A 17,427-nucleotide genomic window follows, 5' to 3' on the forward strand; every position below is an offset into this window, starting at 1 on the left:
TGGTGCTAGACTTCCCTGAAAACGACAAGGAGCACACCATGGCACGCATCTATGAAGACAATTCGCTATCCATCGGCAACACGCCGCTGGTTCAGTTGAACCGGGTGAACGACGGGGCCACGATCTGGGCCAAGATCGAGGGCCGTAACCCGGCGTATTCCGTGAAATGCCGCATCGGTTCCGCAATGATCTGGGATGCGGAGAAACGGGGTACCCTCAAACCCGGCATGACCATTGTCGAGCCGACCAGCGGCAACACCGGTATTGCGTTGGCGTTCGTGGCAGCAGCCCGCGGCTATAGACTGATTCTCACCATGCCCTCCTCCATGAGTCTGGAACGTCGCAAGGTGCTGAAGGCGCTGGGCGCCGAACTGGTTCTGACCGAACCACCCAAGGGCATGCCCGGCGCCATTGCCAAAGCCGAGGAGATTTTTGCCTCCGATCCGGACAACTATTTCCTGCCGCAGCAATTCCAGAATCCGGCCAACCCACGCATTCATGAAGACACCACGGGCCCCGAGATCTGGCACGACACCGATGGCGAGATCGACATCTTCGTCTCCGGCGTTGGCACCGGGGGCACCCTGACCGGTGTTTCCCGCTACATCAAGGAAACCCGGGGCAAGAAAATCACCACCGTCGCCGTGGAGCCCGCCGACTCCCCCATCATCACCCAGACCCTGAACGGCGAAGAGCTAACCCCCGCGCCTCATAAAATCCAGGGCATTGGCGCCGGCTTCGTGCCCAAGAACCTGGACCTGGAAATGGTGGACGAGGTGGAAACGGTCACCAACGAAGAGGCCATGGACATGGCCCATCGGCTGATGCAGGAAGAAGGCATCCTGTGCGGCATTTCCTGTGGCGCGGCGGTGGTGGCTGCCGTTCGGATCAGCAAGCGGCCGGAGCACAAGGGCAAGAATATCGTTGTGGTGCTGCCGGATTCGGCGGAACGTTACCTGTCGTCGGCGCTGTTTGCCGACCGGTTCGGGGATCTGGAGAACAAGCAGTAAGCAAAGGCAGTGCGAGGACGCGGCCACGGGCCACGTCCTCGGTTTCTGTTAGAACTGGTACTTCAGGCCAACGCGCCCGGTATCGAACTCGGGGCCATCGTTGGTCACCTGACCGTTGAAATCGCTTTCATCGATGTCCACGTTGTAGCGGTTGTATTCCGCAAACGCCGTCAACTGGTTTGTCACCCGGAAATCGACGCCAGCGCCGACAAACGGACTGACCTCGTCGTAGGTTTCGCTCTCGTCAAACGCATCAACGTCGAACGCCGAGGCAAAGGCACCGACCTTACCGTAAACGCCGAAGCTCGGCGTCAGCGGAAGGCGACCGATGGCACTGAGCCCAGCGCCTTTCAGCTTTCCCTCGACGTCATCGGTGCCAAAGTTGCCAAAGTCGATGTATTCCGCTTCCAGCGCAAAGAATGGATTGAACTGATAGCCGAGCGCGGCGCCGAGCATGTCGTTCTCATCCTCGAATTCACCGCCATGGGCCTTGTAGCCACCGTAGCTACCACTGATGTAAGGACCCGCCTGATCCCGGTCAACGCCGCTCTGTGCCCAGGCGGCCGGTGCGGTAAACGCGGTCGCGGTCAGAATACTGGCACAGGCAAATCGGGTTGTGGACTTCATAAGGCATTCCTCCTACTGAGTTCAGATATCCTTTCCTTCGTACAATCAGAGACCTACATCTCGATTGCTTGAACTCACCCTAACCGGATTCCTGCCTTATGGGGGTTAAAACCGGACTACGGTTTTGTCATTGCCTGTCCATCAGCGATGCCGGGAATTGCCGGCCAACCCCATGCAGTTGGCGTAGAACGTGGTGGTGGCGGGCCAATCGGAGAAGATGCCGATGACACCGACGTCCCGGGCCAGTACGTCAATCACCGTGAGCATGTCACCGTCGTTGTTGATGGCGTCCGTAACGCTCTGGTAGTACCAGCCGCCACCGTTGGCCAATGGACCGCTGCGCTCCACCGTCCAGGCAATCAGGTCCAGACCCGCCATGCGGGCGTTCTCGGCGTACTCTGACGGCACAATCTCCTGGTGCCCATTCAGCGACAGCATCTTCCAGAGCGCCGGCGCCAGAATGTTCACACCCTGGGCCTTCAGGCTTTCCATGTAGGCCAGGGAGGTGTTCTCACTCGTGGGTGCAGCCTGGTCCAGAAACACCGCCTGTTTGCCATAACGCGGGGTTTCGTTCACCCAGAACAGCACGTCATCCAGATTGAAGGATTGTGGCCAGACATCCTCGGGCGACACGCCGGCGGCGCGGTAGTCTTCGATCATCTGGCGGGCATAGTCCTGCTGGCTGTAGTCGCCTTCAAACGGCATCTCAACCACCGGTGATTTCAGCTCCGGGGTGAATTTCACGCCCAGGGCCTGGAACAGCTCGATGCTTTCACGGTGGGTCATCAGGGTGCCGCGGGCGGTGTAAAGATCCGTCCGCCAGTCTGCGGTGCCCTTCACATAGGCTTCCGGGGTGGTTGCCATGGGGTTGTAGGCGTCCATCTTGCCCTTCAGGGATTTGAACTCGGCCAGGGTGATGTCACTGGTCCGGCACTCCGCCCGGGCCGGGGTGCCTGTGGCAGGGTCGGCCGGTACAAAGGGCTGGGTGCACTTGGCGTTCAACTCGGGGATGGTGACGATGTCGGTGGTGGTGTGCAGATCATTCTGGGCGTGCCGGCACACCAGCTCCCGGTCCTTGGTGAAGGCGACATCACACTCGACAATGCCGGCCCCCATTTTGGCGGCAGCGACGTAGGATTCGAGGGTGTGTTCCGGAAACTGCAGCGGCGCCCCCCGGTGGCCGATCGAGAAATCGCTCCGCTTCAGGTGCTTGGTGCTGCAGGATTGCAGACGCTCTTTCAGCGGGCCTTCATCCATGTCTTCCACCAGCCAGAACGGACGCGGCCCGATTTCGATGGTGTCATGGCCTTTGGCGCCGCGCTTGATCGCGCCCTGCCAGTCGATCTGCCCGGGCGGGACCCAGTTCTGGCCAGCCTGAGAGTTCGGCGCGGCCTGCGTGACAGCGAAGGGCAGTGCGCAAAGCACGACGCCCAGCAATGTGCGTAAATTCATAAACGGCTCCTTGTGAAATGAATGATACTGCCGATTCAGTGTTCACAAGGCGGGTTACGATGGCGTGACCGTTAGTTGACCACTTTATGAGCGTTATGAGCGTTCTGGTCCTGATCAACGGCCGGGTCCGGCTCAGCGGTTAACGCCGTAATCGCATACCCCAAACCGGTGGCGGCCAAGCTCACGCTCCGGTAACTCAACCTCGAGATCCCGTGATGGGAAACCCGCACCAGAAGGCTCCAGGGGCGGGTAACGGGGACGCGTTCAAGAATGCCAAAGGTCTCGTCGGCGATCGCCAGATGCACCCGCTCGAGTTTGGTCGCGCTGTGGCTGGCCCCCTGGGCAAGCACGTCGCCCACGCCCAGCCACCAGCGCCGCTGTTCCTGATCAAGCCGACTGTTCATACCAACCACTCCTGCAGTTGCGTTGCCACCGCCGGGTGATGAGCCAGGCGAATGTGGTCAATGCCCGGAAACGTCGCCATGCCCGCCAGCTGCCAGCCCGACTGTTCCCGCCCCTGCGCGCTGGCTTCATGCACCAGCGCGTCACCGAACCAGGCATTCACCGGGTGCTTCCGGGACCGGGACAACAGGCCGCAGACCACATAATGCCGGGTGCCGGGCAGCAAAAGCGCGTCACCGGCACCCGGTTCCAGAATGTCGCCGCGGGACAGGTTACGAATCCCCGAGCTGCGTAAATCGATGACCTCACCAATCACCTTCAGGTAATCCCGGGGCATGTCATTGAACACACCGGCCACGGAACGCGCCCCCTTGGCCAACCAGGACCCATCGTGCGGCGAGCCGATGTACACGCAATCACTGAGTGCTTCCAGCCAGCGGTGACCCGCCTCCTGGCCCGACTGGCAGGCACTGCGAATGACCAGACCACCCATGCTGTGCCCCAGCAGAATCAAGCGGGTAACCGGCACCGGCCAGGCGGAAACCACCTGCTCCAGCAGCTCCGCCAGATCCCGGCCATTGCGGTAGATGGGCCGACCGGTGTTGTAGCGCAGACGAAGATCGGCAACCCCGCCGGGAATGCCGGCAGACAGTGAAGCCCCATAACTGCCAGCGGAATCACCCGGCAGTTGCCAGACGGTTTCCAACTCCATCAGCCCGTGAATGGACAGGCACAACGTGCCGGCAGGCTGATCAACGCGGGGATTGGCAGGGTCCAACTCGGACCCCTTGTGCAGTAACGTCAGCGGGACCGCCAGCGGATTCCGGCGTGACTCCAACCAGTCTCCAAGGAAACCACTGGCAATCGCCGAGGTGTGGCGTTGCCATTGGGGCATCTGAGCGGACGGCATGGGCAGAATCCTTCTGTGCAATGTACGCCCAGTCTACACCCATTGCCGCCAAAGGGATTGACCCTCAAGGCTGAGTGGCCGCGTCGATTCAGCGGCTGCAGGTTTGCTGCACCTTCGCCCGGAAACGCTCCCGAATCCGGGCATTCTCGGCATCGTCAACGAACACGCGCTCGCCCTGATCGTTCACGTTGTAGAACCCGGAAAGGCTCTCCATGTACTTGAGGCGGGCACGCAGCTTCTGACACTGCTCGGCCTGCTTGGCGGCCCGCTGCTCCGCCTCGGCCCGAAGCGCCTGCTGCTCACTCCGCTCCTGCTGCTTCTGATCCAGAAAACTCTCAATGTTCTCCTGGCGCGCACGGGCGGTGGCATCCGGCTGGGCCGGCGCCGCGTCGATCTGGACCTGTTTGGATTTGACTTCGGAAGGGGGGCGATCACCGAAGTGAGTGCGGCCTTGGGCGTCTACCCATTTGTAGACGCCGGCGTGCGCCGTAAGAGGGAACATGCAGACTACAACCAACAACCGTACGACAATCATCGTGAACTCCATTTCGTCACGCAGCTTCTGATACCCACGTTTACTGCCTTCCCTGGGCAGAACGGCGATACTGCTTGAGTTTAAACCATGGCCCCCTGGCTGAGATTAGGTACGCTCTTCTCCATCCGGTCTTCCAGCGTCGACCAGGGGAATTCTCGAATCCGCCGCAGGTGCGCCGGATAACCTTCAGCCTCCCACCAGGTCAAGTCCAGTGTCGCCCAATAGTCCACCGGGCGTCCGCGCTTGCCCGCCGCATCATACTCTGCCGTGGTGGGGTCCAGTGGGCGGAACTTCTCCAGAGCCGGGACATCCGGTAAAGGCTGGCTGACGTCCATGTAGCGCTGCAGTTCGTCCCAGTGCGCATACAGCTCGACTTTGTGGACATCTGCGACCTGGGCCACTGTGGTTTGCCAACCGGTGTAGCGGTGGCGCAGGAGCAGCTTGTAGCTAACCGGGCCTTTGGGGTTCACATGGAATGAGATGTAGGGATCAAACTCGATAAACGGCGCTTCGAAGGTTTCTTCACGCCACGTACGGAACTTCACCATGCCGGTGGGCCGAGAGAACCCACAACCCAAGTCCTTGACGATGAGGCTGGGATACCGCTCTAGGAACCAAGTGAAGGGGTAACGGAAAAACAGGTGAAGACCGAGAACCACCAACGTCATTAACGAATAACTTCCAAATTTGATGATGGTCGCTATATCCGCAACGACAGAACAAAGCAGTATAAACTTGAGCATTCCATAGTCGGCAAAAGCCCCCGCAAGCATCAACAAGAGCTGCCAGCGAGTTTTTACAAACTCTGTGGGTTGCTGCTTATGGGTCCAGGTCGGACCAGCGAGATTCCTACTACTGCTTCCAGACATTCTAGTTTGGTGAATTCGTGCAGAATTAGGAGACACACTAGTGTCGATGTTTGCATAGTCACCCCAAGGCAGTCGCTCAATGAAATCCCCCGCCTCTAGGGACTTGGCAAAGCGGCTGATGTCCTTTAGAGGAGCCTGCTCGGGAATGGCATCCGGGCGATAGGCGCCGGGGGCATAGGTAGCCTTTGGTTGGTTAACCTCTTGCATGGTGCTTGATATCCATATCGGTGAGCTGTTCGCTGACTTCCCGAATCGTATAGGTTTCCTGCTGGCGATCCCAGACCTTGATCTGGAAGGAGAGTTCCAAGCTTTTCACAGAGTAGCGCGTGGTCACGTATTCGTGATTGTGCTCGTTCGGGACCATTTCCGGGAGCTGGACCTCCGACACCACTAAATGAATAGTATGATTGCCGTCAAACCTGTAATCGACGTGGCGAGTAGTGCCGCGTCTGGAGGCAAGCGTCTCGGTCCCCGCCCGGCCAAGTGCTTGATAATGGGTTCGTTCGTATTCCAGTTCCCACTCAATAGTCACTGGCTCGCCTGAAATGGCCAGTGCCGGCGCGGAAAAGGAAAACACAGATTCTGCTGTGCCCTGCCAAGCGGAAAGGTTATTTTCCTGTAGGACACTATTCATTGCGGAACCGGTTACCCTCGTGACAGACATAGGCATCATGGACTTCAGGAGGCCCACGTAAGCCGATTCTTCATCCCGCAAATCCGGAAGTTGATCTTTTGAATTACCCGAGAACGGGCCCCCTCGCAACCAGTTACTGATGGCATCATCCTTGATTTCGTAGTAAAGCCATTCGCCCAGCCCATAAATTCCCAGACCAATCACCGTCACCCAACCCGCGCTGACCGTCCCTCCCCAGCCTACCGCCGTAGCGGCCCTGGATAACAGCGCCGATGCCACAGCCCGCTCACCAGTACGGTGCACCAACTGGCGGCCCATGGGTGTGAGGATTCGCCCGGCAATGATGTCGGAGTTAGTCATGACACCGACCCCGACAGCCTTGGTCATATCGGCTGCGGCCAGTTTCAGGCGCCCCTGAAACGCGTTTGCAGCGGCATCCCAGACCATTATGGAGACAGTAAACATACCCGCTATCCAGCCAGCGGCCTGGAGCTTGTTACGGACAACGGCATGGGCAAATCTGTTTTCCGAGTTGAAGCTACCAGACATTCTGGAAAACCATTTGGCTTCCTGTTTCCAGGCGCCAACCTGTTTGTCGAGCCAAACGGTTCTTTTGGGTAACACCGACAGCAGCTGCCCAGAACTGACAAGTAGATCGGAGAAGGCACTCATAACCCCTGCGCCATAACGAACTCCATCCTCAGAATAATTGACGGCATTCATAAAATTGAATAGGTCCAGCACCACCAAAAACGGCGGCAATCCTGTAGGGCTCACCGATGCCGTATGGAAAAACTGTCCGACCGGTCGGCGCCTTACCACTTCACCAAAGGCCCGGTTGTCCGCCAGCTTCAGTGTGGCCCCCATCGCAGCGCCAGAGGTCAGGGTATGCCCCTGCTCATCCACAACGTCGAGCAGCGTATAAAGCTTGCTATCCTCGGCACTAGTTAAATGGAGAGTGGTCTTTCCGGGTATGGCAGCTTCAGCAAAGCCCTCGAAGGCTCCTTTCACCTGGCTGACTTTGGCTTCAAAAACAGCACCTTTCTTCATTAGAGTTTCCTGCACGCCAGCGAGCCACCATTGACTCACTTCCGAAAGAGGTGCGGACAACGCGTGCATGCCGAAGCGAGTATCTGAGAATATTTCCGCGATATCAGGAGCACTGGTTTGGTCAAAATGCTCGCCAAGGCTCCGCAGTACGTTGGCTTCGGCCACTCGCATGGGTTGTTCACGGTCCTGGAGTGCGCCGACCATGGTACGGAGCTTTTCACCGGTGGCGTCGCCGGGCAATGCTTCGGATGGGTCCTTGAACGGCAACAGCAGCGCCGCCAATGGGTGCTCACCCACCATCAGGGATTCGTTCAGTTCTTCCGCGCCGCTGGCTTTCATCCGGCCCGCATCCTGGGGCAACAGCAGCGGGTCGGCCCTGCCTACCGGCATGGTCAGGGCCTGGAGCAGAGGGCCGGCTTGAACGTATCCGGCCACGTCGTTACCTGGTTCGGCGTTGAAAAGATCACGCAGTACTTCCGTCAGGTTTTCCGCGCGTGTGTCTTCCATCAGGCGTACAACAACGCCCTGAGCTTCGATCAGGTGGCGGCGCAGGGCTGCGCGCTCCACCTCATAGACGGTACGCAGCAGGAGCCCGTCTTCACTATCATCCAGACGATTGTCAAACCAGCTCCCCTCTATGAGTAGAGGGTTTCTGGAGCCGTTCGGCAGCACCTCTCGTCGGAAATTGTTGTGGAACAATTCTGCGGTGACGCCGTGAGGCCGCTTTTTGATGTTATCCACCAACGCCAGTAGAAGCGCCAGGCTCTCATTCATATGCTGAATCAGGTGCCTGGCCGCAAACAGTGGGTCCCGCAAGGTCAGCGATAACAGGTGACGGTTACGCAGCGTCTCGAATACATCCACGCCTTCGGTAATCTCCGGCAGCACCTCTCCCTTAAGGTGCAGGTGTCGCCAGCGTGGAACCAGCATCTGCGGATAGATATCCATGTCGGCATCAACAACAGCCTCATCGGATTCAATGGCATCTCGCTGGGTGACCATCTCATCCATCATTCTCTGGGTGTCGCTGCCATCGATATCACGCAGCCATTGGTTCGGCATGAAAATATCCCGCTCCAGCGGGTTGTCCCGGGCACGCATGGGAACAAGTTCATCAACCCGGTGCCAGTCGGGGAACATGCCTCCCGGTATCCGGTCCAGAAAACCCTTGATGGCACGGGCGTTACGACACCGGCTGGCACGGAGCGAGTCGTTGGCTTCCAGCGCTTCGATATGCTGCCAGGACCACTGGGTATCGCTGAATGCCAACTCCACATCATCGTATACGTTGCGGCCAAGCAACCGGGCCGGTAGGTGCACGGTGTCCAGTTCAGGGCCTACGGGGGGACGCTCATTTCTGTCTTCTTCACCGGCCCGTCGGAATCGTGCCAGGTCCGTATCCCGCAGTAACGGAGCTGATTCCTCGGCGGTCACCACAAACAGTTCGCGCCAAAGGCGCCCGTGGAAAAAGACGTACACCCACCCCGTTCGCAGAGGCGCCGCCACACTTTCCTCATAACCGGTCATGGGCCGCGCATAGCCCAGTTCGCCGGCGTCACAGAACACGGTGGGGTGTACCGCCACCATCAGGTTGTCTTGAAAATTCCTTTGAGGAGGCAGCAGCGTTAGAGGCGCGATCGGTTCCCGGTCTATCACTGGCACCACGATTTTCTCATCGCCATGGAGTTCCAGAACCAGGGACCGTCTCGACGGTGACTCTGCATGGCCGGCCAGAATGGGCCCCATTCGCCCACGAAGATCGGCACAGGACTCCATAGGCTCCGGAGAAGGACTCTCCGTTTCGTGATCGAGCAAACAATAATGGTGCCCGTCGAGGGAAGCTTCCCCAACCAATTCCAGCCAAAAAGTGCGCGACGGTGTACAGGTTGGTGGCTTAATGGCTGACATTGCTAACGTCCTTTTTCATGTAGTCCGTGGAAATCCTGTTCCCCGTATTGCCACAATGCGCCCAGCTCGGCATCCGAATCGGGACACGCATGGCCGGCAGACCAAAGCTCACGAATGATCCGGAGTCGACAGTTTGATGTGTGGTGATGATTATTCGCGATGGCCATGCATCGGGGCCAACCACTCACCCACGTCAATAGCCGTTCCAAGGATCTTGGTTGGGAAGGAGACAACCCCTCCGATTCTGTGCTGATGCCACCTGCACTCGACCAGTGCGCATCTTTCCCGCAATTAACGATCCAGGCCAGCAGCTCACCCTCAATGATCAGGCGGCCGACTGCGTCTGGGAGACAGACGTTCAAAACTTCCAGAAAACGCCCGTCATAGACTCGTACAAAACAGGGGCCGTATGTTTCGAAACGGATCATCAGGCTTTGGCGAATACCCGCCAGAGCCAAGTTCTGTGCACGCCCTGATATCAGGATGGCTAACGCCTCATCAGCCCCCCAATGGGAGACGGCGTACTGAAAAAGCGCGCTATTAAGGTTTGTCTGGACAACGATTGGGCCTGCGTCTTGATGCTCTTCAAAGTCAGTTTCACCAAAGAGCCAACACCACTGCGGGTTGTCATCCAGAGCATAAACTCGCCTGAGCACTTCCCCTTCATCGTACTGCGCAGCGTCAATGATTAGCTGACAACAATCCCCGGATGCAACGCACCAGTCGTGAAGAGACTTGTCAAAGTTAGAACATGGCTTGGGTTCATCCGATACAGGGACAGTCGACAACATCGCATGTTCCATCCGCTTTCTTCTGGCAAATTTGCTGTGCAGCTGCTCGGTCAAACGCAGCACTCAATAATCCATCCCGGTTGATTGACACCGCTTCTGCGTTCCCTCTCTGCCCAACATTCGCGACCTCTACCGGCGACACAGTCTCGCCGCTCCGCGCCACCAACCCTGGCATCTCAGGCGCCAGAACACGCTGGCCGCTGCCCTGTCCCGCAGCCCCACCGGCATTCATTTTGATCGCGGCGCCACCCATGGCCACACCACTGGCATCGATCTTCACAAAGCTGCCACCTGCTTTCAGAGTGATCTCTGCCCCCGCTTCGATGACAGCCTTCTGACCAGCCTTGATGTGCAGTTCGGTGCCTGAGTCGCTAAGCCAAGCCGTACCAGCCTTCAGGTGTAAAGTACCGGATACACTGAAGCTGCGATCCGCGCCAGTGCGTTCTCGCTTATCACCCTCAACCGTCTGATGGTCATTGCCTCTCAGATGGGCGAACCCATTGTTCTGAATGGTCAGGTGGCTGTTGTTCCTGATGACGTCAGTCCGGTTGTTCTGGATGAGCAGGTCCAGGTCCCTCTGGGCATGGACGAAGACCTGCTCCTGGCCGGCTTCGTCCTCGAACCGCAGCTCGTTACTACCCTCCCCTTTGTGGGTCTGGGTTTTCAGGGTGGTCCGGGTCTTGTGCGCCGGCAGTGAACACGGCGGTTTGTTGGTGGCGTGATGGGTGCGACCGGTGATGATCGGCTGGTCCGGATCGCCGTCCAGGAAGGAGACGATCACCTCGTGGCCGACCCTCGGCAGCGCCATGAACCCATACTGGCCGCCGGCCCAACCCTGGCTGACCCGGAGCCAGGCGCTGGCGTGTTCGTCGTTGCGGGCATAGCGGTCCCACGGGAACCGCACCTTGACCCGGCCGTGTTCGTCGCAGTGAATCTCTTCCCCTTCGGGGCCGGTGACCTGTGCCACCTGGGGTCCATCCATCAAGGGCCGGTGCTCGCACCGTGGCCGCCAGGTCCGGTCCGCCGGAATGACCCTGAAGGCGTTGTGATAGGTGGTCGGGTCGGTTCCACCCTCCTCTTCCAGCGCCTGGGGCTGTCTGCCCTGGTGGGTGACGGTGGTCAGCAGCCAGTCCCGGTTCAGCTCGGCATTGTCGTGGTCGCTAAGTGCGACGCGGGCACCGGCGGTAAAGTCCGGCCGGTTGCTTTCACCCTGGCCGGTGCTGGCGTCGTTGCGAAGTGCCTCCAGCCGGGCCTCGGTGAACGGCCGGCCACTGGCGTCGGCCTTGAACCGGCCCGGGTAGTCAAAGTGCTGGTAGTCGTCCCGGTGGTGGGGCGTAAGTGCCCCCTGCTCGTGCATCAGCGCGTAGGCCGGGTTCCGGAAGGTGTAATCCTTCATCACCACGGAGGCCGCCCTCACCCGTTCCTCGTACCGGAACCGGAAGACCGCCGGTTGCCGGGTGCTGCCGCCGGCGTTGCGGTTGTAGCCGACGGCCTCCAGCCTGGGGGCATCGCCGTGGTGATCGGCCAGGATCAGGGCGGGTTGCTCCGAGCCGTCCACGCTGCCGTGCTGGTAACGGTAGTGCCAGCCCTCTTCCGCCGCCAGCCGTTCCACAAACGCCAGATCGGTCTCCCGGTGCTGGACGCAGTACTCCCGCTCCGCCGGGGGGCGCTTGAGGTCGAACACGGAATTCACCAGGCCCCGCTCCTCAAGCAGTGTGCGCACAATGGCGTCGGGGCCTTGGGTCTGGAAGATGCGGCTGTTCTGCATCAGCCCCAGGCGCCACAGGGGCGGCTGGATGATGACCTCGTAGCGGGTGCGGCGGTGGCCGGTCTCGCCGCGGGTGAATTCACTGATCACGCCGGTAAAGCGACGCAGTGGCTGGCTGTCCTGCCAGACCACCAGATCCACGCTCTGCTCGAGCAGATCCCGGGCGCACAGTGACGGATCGGTGCTGGCCAGCTGCACGTGGCCATGAAACCGTTCGGAGAGGCCTTCGGTCAGCACAAAACCGACCACGGCGAATAAGTCTGGGGGGAGCTCACCAACACGGGCGGTGAACTGCAATCCGCTTGCCTGGGGCATGTCTTCGATCCCTGAAGTCTTGAGTCTTCGCACAGTCCTGTGCAAAACCTTGGCGCCCGGGGTGAGGCTCGGTCACCCCCGAAGCGACGCCAGTCTAATACAAGCTGCGGGGCAGGCGATACCCCGCCAGCAACTGCTGTGTGAACGGGTTGGTGTTGCTGGCCGCATGCAAGCGATAACGCATTTCACCATCGTCCACCTGAAACCGGACGTCCACGGCACTGCCGCTGACACCAGTGATGTCTGCCTCATCGAGTAACTTGAACAAGGCCCATGGCCCGTTCTCAGAAATGCTCCGCGGCGACCGATTGACCTGAATCGGCACAAGGGTAATACGGCTTTCGACCGTGTCCCGCAGGGTATTCGGCCAGACCAGTGGAATACTTTGCCGCGGGCCATGGCTGAATTCCACAAGCTGGCCATCCAGATTGACGACACTACGTCGCTTATTGGCCGAGAGATTCAGCGGCTCTAGTGCGAACTCGACATCCAGGCTTCCTCCGCGGGTGAAATAGGCGCGACGGATTCGCTCTGCCTTATCAAGCGACGCGAGAACGTCGCGCCTCACCAGTCCGGCCCGGTTGGCATCGCCAACCTGTTCCGGATGGTCTTCCAGGAACAATTTGAGGTTGTTTTTATAGAAGGTATCCAGCACACCATCAGGACCAAAGAAACGCTCGAAATCCTGCAGTGCAACGTCCCGGGCGGCATCCGGGCTGAAGGGGTAATGCCGGGCCAGGTTCTGCTGAAATGGCTGGTAGATCTCTCGATACCATTCACGCTCAAGTTGCGCGACGGCCTGGTCCAGCAGAACCCGCCAGCTCTCATTCGCCAGCCGCACCAGTAGACGGTTCAGCGGCTCAGGCTGATGATCGGCCATGCGCTGCAAGGTGAAGATGGGATCCGCCCCTTGTAACCCGATTCTGGCCCGGGCAGCCGCCAGGGCGGCCTTTCCCCTGTCCGGCGATTCCTGGATATTGCGCATGTACTCATAGAGTTCGACGACGACGGCCATGACCTGGTCCAGACCGGTAGGCTGGTCGCCCTCCCGTCGACTGAGCTGGTTCAGGTCCGCGAATTGACGCTCAATCTCCTTGAGCATCGGGAAATGGGGGGACTGTTCAAAAAGCGACTTCACGGCCGGCTGACTGTCCCCCTCGGCCGGAATCAGACGCGTGTTGCGCTCCACCTGGTCCAGCAGTTGAGCCAGCGGCTGATGGCCACTGGTCAGGCTCTCAAGAATCCGAACTCCGTGATTAAGATCTTCAAACCGATGGACGTCCACCCGGCTCAACGCGAGACGCCAGGCATTCGAGTAGTGGTCAGCGTAAAGCGTCTGGAGCTTGGCTCGGAGTTTCGCTTCGTCAGCCTGGCTGAAATTCACGTCATCCCGGCGTCCCAAAACCCAGGCATCCACCAAAGCCAGCTCTGTGACCGAATCCGATTTCCGGAGAAACCACTTCTCTAAACCTTCCCGCGTCAAAAGTGCAGGGATGACCAATGGGTCAGAATGCTCAGCCCTCTGTTCGGCCACCGGCTCACCAAACTCATCAACGCGTTCAAACACCGCACTGAATGCAGGGCCAGACGTGCGAGCCAGATCTAGCGGCGCTCGGAATTCCCGGTTGGCATCAGCTTCAAGATCACGGTAGACACGCTCCGGTGTCGCCATTCGACCCAACTCATGCTGGGCCCACTCCACGCTGCTCTGGAAGGGCGCCAAAGCCATCCTGGCAGTATCATCCCCGGCACTTGCGCGTGCACCGAGATCGGTATGTGCCATGGCGTATTTGAGGTGTGCCATCAAACGCTGCTGCAGGTCTTTCTGACCCGGGAATCTACTCTGCCAGAAATCGCCCATGTACTCGACGACGATATCACTACGACGCCCACTGGCATCGTAAAGCATCCGAAGGACCCGCAAGTGATCGAGACGATCAGCGTCCCCCTCTGTCGCCTCGCCCATCTCTGCCATCACGCCAAACATGACTGCCGGCAAATACTGGTAAGACAGCATATCGAGGTATGAGGCCTCCACAGCCGGACCCACAAGGTGCCCCTGGTACAATCCCAAATCCGTCGTCCATGACCATTGGTCACGATGATCACCAAATGCCAGTGTTGCGTTTCGAAGCTCATTCAGGGGCTCCAGCAAACTACGGCCGGTGTTATCGGGTTCGAAACCCACAGGTTGCCAGTTATCAAGAAAACGCCGAACCCGATCTTCTACCTGGGCCGCGGCTTCCGCATTTTTTATGAAGTAATGTTGCCAACCCGCGGTCATGCCGATTCCGGCACAGAGGGCAACCACCATCGCTGTAACAACCTGACGCCGGCGCCGTCGAGTAAGCTTTTGATTGTCTCCGGCAAGACCGGCTTCCCGGTAAATAATCTGCGGGAAGAGTGAGCGGGTGAACAGGCTGGCCGTGGGTCCAGAACGTTGCGCAGGCTGAATTGGATTGGCCATGCGATAGTTGGCGGCAGCGGCGGAGACAAATGCATCCTCGGGAACGCCTTCCTGCAGAACCGACGTGAAGTAGGTGCCGCGCACCAACGCCGGCGTGGAAAAGGCATCCGAGGAAAGTACGTCAACCAGAAACTGTTCCAGGACTGGTTTAAGACCGGCCAGCTGCCGAGTGAAGGAGTAGGCGGCCGCCCTTGACTCGGCATCACGGGTTTTCGCCAGGACATCGGGTAGACGCTCCGACAGCTCCGCAACCAAGGCACTGAATCGTTTCGAGAATTCGATGAGCCAGTCATCATTGCCAGCCTCGACGTTCAGTTCGAAGGTGAAGCCCAGTGCCCGGTCCTTCTCCTGTTTGCTGAGCGTTCTGACCAATGGATCGAAACCGTAGAGAAGGTCGAGCTTGGTGAAGCTCACGTAAACCGGCAGGCGGGAACCCAACTGTTCCATTAACTCTCGCAATCGAGTGCGAAGACGGATCGCATGGGCTTTTCGATCCGGCTCACTGGCCATACTCAGTTTGGCCAGATCCACCGTCAGTACGACGCCATTCAGCGGACGCTGAGGGCGATTCCGCTCCAGCCAACGAAGAAAATGATGCCACAGACGACGCTGCAGCTCTGAGCTTGCACCCTCTCCGTGGTGGCTGAGAAGCTCTCCGTCCGGATCAATCAGCACCCCGTCATCGCCGATCCACCAGTCAAAACCGAAGGGGTTGCGATCGGTGTGATTGTTACGGGTGACATTCGTCAGTGTGTAGGTCTGACCCGAGCGCTGGATCAGACTGGTTTTGCCGGCATCCTCCAGGCCCATCACCAGGTACCAGGGCAAACGGTAGAGTCCCTTCCGACCCGTAAGGTTGCTCTTCAGTGCCGTGAGTTGACGATCGAGAAGCCGCTGCTGCTTTCGCTCCAACGGCAGGATTGGGTCCTCGCGTTCCTGTTGCTCATCTGCTTTGGCCAAATTCACGATGCGCAGACGACGGGCCAGAATAGCGCCCCACATCATGGCGACAACGAGGATCACGCCCAGCGTTACCAGGGCCCGCATCTGCCAGGCGGCCAGCGGATATTCGCCGTTGATTGACCAATTCGGACCGAGCCACCATGTCGCCACCACGAGGGCGACCACCCCCAGTGCCAGCATGACCGGTGCAGCCTTTTGAAGGTGCGGCAGCAGCCAACGACCAACGAGTAATCCTTTTCTCCACATGGTGTCCATTCCTGCAGTTCATCCTTGATAAATCGAGTGATCAGGCCAGTCTCTGCAACTGTTTGATCAGTGCCGGTTCCCAGTCCTCTAGCGCCCGTCCCTGAACCTGCTGATACAGGTCCTGAAACTGTTGAGCGGCCAGCGTCTTAAGCCCGGCCTCACGGAGCAGTCGCGCGTTCGCCAGGCGCCAGTAGAATTGCTCGCGCGGTTCGCGAGCCTCGACCAGCCCTTCCTCCATCACTTGCATAGCGGCCGCCAAACCCTTTTTGGGAATCAGCTCCATCGCCGTTTCATAGGCCAAGTCCCAGGAGCTCGCCCCGCCACCGCCCGTGGCAACTCGCGAAGGTGCGGCCCACAGCCAGTCGGCGCCATCGTTCGACAAAAAGGGCGTACCATCGTTAAAGGTCAGTTCAGGCAATTGTGGCAGGCGTTGGATGAAGCCTCTCAGATCCTCACGAATAGCGTCGGCGCAGGCGTCATGCCCCAGCGCGGAAGCCACCATTGCGCTCAACCAATGACCGTCCAGCCAAAAGGGGCTCACCGACAGGCTCAGCTCGATACGTTTCCAGAGCTCATGGTCAGGCGCCTTTTCCAGACTCTCGCGATAGTCAGACACTCGATCAGGGCTAACGGCAGCGAGATCCGTGCGCTTACCATCCCGGGTGGGTGGCAGACTCGTGATGCTGGACCAAATGGCATAACGCCGCAGTCGATAACCCAGCGGGCTGGCCGGTTCCGTCTCCGTCAGCAAATCCGCGACCCTGAGCAGACTTTGTCGGGTCGCTCGCTCGTTACCCGGATCCAACGTGACGGAACCAAGACCCGCGCTGCTGGAAGACACCACGCTCTCTGTGGCTGCCGAGGTGGGCGTTGGCGACGGGACCGACCTCTCGGGTTCCGCACCGGCCTCATTCACGCGTGGTAGCCTCTCGAGCGCTCGTTTCAGATCCAGCAGCAAATTTCCAGGCAATTCAAGCGCTTCTGCCTGGGATAGAAGCTTATCCACCAGGTTCAGGCAAAAGCCACGACCGTCACCAACACTCCCGTCAAAAGCCAGACCCTCAATGCTGTTGCCGGCACGCTGCAACATCTGGTTGAACATCAACGTTCGCGCGCGCTTTCCCCGGTCACCAGGATAGGGCCAGGCACTGGTCCACCAGCTATCCATCACCCGGTGCAGCAGGAAAAGGGACAAGGCAAACCGTTCACCATCGCCGCCTCGTTGCAGGCTCAGCATCAAGAACCCCAGAACTTTCAGGTCCTTGCTTCTGTCTGACAGGATCTTTAAGGCCTCGTTTTCCACCTTGGGCCAGTCGATATCGCTGTGGGCCAATGAGCCCATTTTCATGATCTCGTTTTCCAGGAACTCGAAGACGACATCGTCCCCAAGGGCTTCCCCCACCCCCGATTCGCCATCCAGAGGTGCCAGGACCTGATCCACATAGGGGTGCTCTTCAATTACCTGCACAATCGTATCCTC

At 59.2% G+C, this 17,427-nt stretch carries 12 protein-coding genes; 1 reads left to right on the forward strand and 11 read right to left on the reverse strand.

Annotation, left to right across the window (positions count from 1 at the left end; all coding sequences use genetic code 11):
• Positions 1–38: 38 nt before the first annotated feature.
• Positions 39–1,010: a cysteine synthase A gene (cysK, locus tag KXD86_RS10020; RefSeq protein WP_218635881.1), complete on the forward strand. Its 972-nt coding sequence runs from the start codon at positions 39–41 to the stop codon at positions 1,008–1,010.
• 48 nt (positions 1,011–1,058) lie between these two features.
• Here the strand turns inward: cysK and KXD86_RS10025 are convergent, their stop codons facing one another.
• The 11 genes from KXD86_RS10025 to tssA all read right to left on the reverse strand — a co-directional run bounded on the left by KXD86_RS10025 (position 1,059) and on the right by tssA (position 17,415).
• Positions 1,059–1,637, reverse strand: a complete 579-nt coding sequence (locus KXD86_RS10025) for an outer membrane beta-barrel protein (protein ID WP_218635882.1) — start codon at positions 1,635–1,637, stop codon at positions 1,059–1,061.
• Positions 1,638–1,778: 141 nt separating this feature from the next.
• On the reverse strand, positions 1,779–3,089 hold the full coding sequence (locus KXD86_RS10030) for a glycerophosphodiester phosphodiesterase family protein (protein WP_218635883.1): 1,311 nt from the start codon (positions 3,087–3,089) through the stop codon (positions 1,779–1,781).
• Between the two features lie 71 nt (positions 3,090–3,160).
• A complete protein-coding gene (locus KXD86_RS10035; RefSeq protein ID WP_218635884.1) occupies positions 3,161–3,493 on the reverse strand; it encodes a hypothetical protein in 333 nt (110 codons plus the stop codon).
• Positions 3,490–4,401 carry an esterase/lipase family protein gene (locus KXD86_RS10040; RefSeq protein ID WP_218635885.1) on the reverse strand — a complete coding sequence of 304 codons (912 nt, stop codon included), beginning with the start codon at positions 4,399–4,401 and terminating at the stop codon, positions 3,490–3,492. Before KXD86_RS10040 ends, KXD86_RS10035 begins: the two co-directional genes overlap by 4 nt.
• Before the next feature lie 88 nt (positions 4,402–4,489).
• Entirely contained in the window at positions 4,490–4,903 is a 414-nt protein-coding gene (locus KXD86_RS10045; RefSeq protein ID WP_260523761.1) for a DUF4124 domain-containing protein, read from the reverse strand.
• 113 nt (positions 4,904–5,016) lie between these two features.
• Positions 5,017–6,012: a hypothetical protein gene (locus tag KXD86_RS10050; RefSeq protein WP_218635887.1), complete on the reverse strand. Its 996-nt coding sequence runs from the start codon at positions 6,010–6,012 to the stop codon at positions 5,017–5,019.
• Positions 5,999–9,265 (reverse strand): hypothetical protein, encoded by a 3,267-nt coding sequence (locus KXD86_RS10055; protein WP_218635888.1) that lies wholly within the window; start codon positions 9,263–9,265, stop codon positions 5,999–6,001. Before KXD86_RS10055 ends, KXD86_RS10050 begins: the two co-directional genes overlap by 14 nt.
• A 134-nt stretch (positions 9,266–9,399) precedes the next feature.
• Entirely contained in the window at positions 9,400–10,200 is an 801-nt protein-coding gene (locus KXD86_RS10060; protein ID WP_218635889.1) for a DUF4123 domain-containing protein, read from the reverse strand.
• Positions 10,160–12,271 carry a type VI secretion system Vgr family protein gene (locus KXD86_RS10065; RefSeq protein WP_218635890.1) on the reverse strand — a complete coding sequence of 704 codons (2,112 nt, stop codon included), beginning with the start codon at positions 12,269–12,271 and terminating at the stop codon, positions 10,160–10,162. The genes KXD86_RS10060 and KXD86_RS10065 overlap by 41 nt, the downstream gene beginning before the upstream one ends.
• Positions 12,272–12,365: 94 nt before the next feature.
• A complete protein-coding gene (gene tssM / locus KXD86_RS10070) occupies positions 12,366–15,956 on the reverse strand; it encodes a type VI secretion system membrane subunit TssM (protein WP_218635891.1) in 3,591 nt (1,196 codons plus the stop codon).
• 31 nt (positions 15,957–15,987) lie between these two features.
• Complete coding sequence (tssA, locus tag KXD86_RS10075; protein ID WP_218635892.1) at positions 15,988–17,415, reverse strand: type VI secretion system protein TssA; 1,428 nt, start codon at positions 17,413–17,415, stop codon at positions 15,988–15,990.
• Positions 17,416–17,427 lie beyond the last annotated feature (12 nt).

This window comes from Marinobacter arenosus, from assembly GCF_019264345.1.
In the GTDB taxonomy this organism is placed as follows: Bacteria; Pseudomonadota; Gammaproteobacteria; order Pseudomonadales; family Oleiphilaceae; genus Marinobacter; species Marinobacter arenosus.

Excerpts from the sequence above, each read along its gene's own strand:
- cysK (WP_218635881.1), top strand. The coding sequence starts at position 39 with ATGGCACGCATCTATGAAGACAATTCGCTATCCATCGGCAACACGCCG.
- KXD86_RS10025 (WP_218635882.1), bottom strand. The coding sequence starts at position 1,637 with ATGAAGTCCACAACCCGATTTGCCTGTGCCAGTATTCTGACCGCGACC.
- KXD86_RS10030 (WP_218635883.1), bottom strand. The coding sequence starts at position 3,089 with ATGAATTTACGCACATTGCTGGGCGTCGTGCTTTGCGCACTGCCCTTC.
- KXD86_RS10035 (WP_218635884.1), bottom strand. The coding sequence starts at position 3,493 with ATGAACAGTCGGCTTGATCAGGAACAGCGGCGCTGGTGGCTGGGCGTG.
- KXD86_RS10040 (WP_218635885.1), bottom strand. The coding sequence starts at position 4,401 with ATGCCGTCCGCTCAGATGCCCCAATGGCAACGCCACACCTCGGCGATT.
- KXD86_RS10045 (WP_260523761.1), bottom strand. The coding sequence starts at position 4,903 with ATGTTCCCTCTTACGGCGCACGCCGGCGTCTACAAATGGGTAGACGCC.
- KXD86_RS10050 (WP_218635887.1), bottom strand. The coding sequence starts at position 6,012 with ATGCAAGAGGTTAACCAACCAAAGGCTACCTATGCCCCCGGCGCCTAT.
- KXD86_RS10055 (WP_218635888.1), bottom strand. The coding sequence starts at position 9,265 with ATGGAGTCCTGTGCCGATCTTCGTGGGCGAATGGGGCCCATTCTGGCC.
- KXD86_RS10060 (WP_218635889.1), bottom strand. The coding sequence starts at position 10,200 with ATGGAACATGCGATGTTGTCGACTGTCCCTGTATCGGATGAACCCAAG.
- KXD86_RS10065 (WP_218635890.1), bottom strand. The coding sequence starts at position 12,271 with ATGCCCCAGGCAAGCGGATTGCAGTTCACCGCCCGTGTTGGTGAGCTC.
- tssM (WP_218635891.1), bottom strand. The coding sequence starts at position 15,956 with ATGGACACCATGTGGAGAAAAGGATTACTCGTTGGTCGTTGGCTGCTG.